The sequence below is a fragment of the Mycobacterium sp. 1245111.1 genome (assembly GCF_001673405.1).
Taxonomy (GTDB): Bacteria; Actinomycetota; Actinomycetes; order Mycobacteriales; family Mycobacteriaceae; genus Mycobacterium.
The window spans coordinates 1-1,071 of record NZ_LZLV01000154.1 but is presented as its reverse complement, the minus strand read 5'-3'; the positions used below and the strand labels follow the sequence as shown (position 1 = coordinate 1,071).

Annotated in this window: 1 protein-coding gene; it reads right to left on the bottom strand. The window is 63.9% G+C overall.

Features of this window, described 5'->3' with window-relative positions; all coding sequences use genetic code 11:
• Positions 1-257 precede the first annotated feature (257 nt).
• A partial coding sequence (locus tag A5658_RS26195) for an MMPL family transporter (RefSeq protein WP_156751397.1) occupies positions 258-1,071 on the bottom strand: 814 nt, incomplete at its 5' end.

The window sequence follows — 1,071 nt, the reverse complement described above, 5'->3', positions numbered from 1 at the left end:
GATGCTGCGACCCACCGGGCCGCGCCCGGCCGTGCGGTCGCTGCTCGGCACGAGCTTCGGCGAACCCCAGGACGCCCCCACCGGGCCGTTGCCGAAATCGACTGCCTGACAGGCTTATTCGGTTTCCACGCACCGAGATCGACGTTAAGCAGCGAAAGGAAAGTGCGAGAGCGCGCCAGCACAACGTCGATCTCGATGTGAAAGAAGGCAATCGCCGTGCACATGCAGCCAGCGAATCAGCTTGCCGCGCAGGGTGACTAGACCTTCTGCACAACTCCGGCTTCGGTCTCGTCTTCGACGTCGCGGTGAATCAGCTCGCGCACGGCCGGGCGCGGCCCGGTGGGTCGCAGCATCGCGCTGGCCGGCCGTGGTCGCACCTTGATCGGCCACCAGAACCAGCGCCCCAGAAGCGAGGCGATGGACGGCGTCATGAACGAGCGCACCACCAACGTGTCGAACAGCAGGCCGAGACCGATGGTGGTGCCCACCTGGCCGATGATGCGCAGGTCGCTGACCACCATTGAGGCCATCGTGAACGCGAACACCAGACCGGCGTTGGTCACCACCTTGCCGGTGCTGCCCATCGCGCGGATGATCCCGGTCTTCAGCCCGGCGGGTATCTCCTCTTTCAAGCGGGATATCAACAACAGGTTGTAGTCCGAACCGACGGCAAGCAGCACGATCACCGACATCGCGAGCACCATCCAGTGCAGTTTGATACCGAGGAAGTATTGCCAGACGAGCACCGACATGCCGAACGATGCCCCCAACGACAGCGCGACCGTCCCGACGATCACCGCCGCCGCGATCAGACTGCGGGTAATGATCAGCATGATGATGAAAATCAGGCAGAGCGAACCGATTCCGGCGATCATCAGGTCGTACTTGGAGCCGTCCTTCCAGTCTTTGAAGGTGGCTGCGGTGCCGGCGAGGTAGATCTTGGCGCCCTCCCAGGGCGTGCCCTTGATCGCCTCGTGCACGGCTTTCTTGATCGGCGCGATGTGGCTGATGCCCTCGGGGGTGGCGGGGTCGCCCTCGTGCGAGATGATCAACCGGACGGCGTGCCCGTTG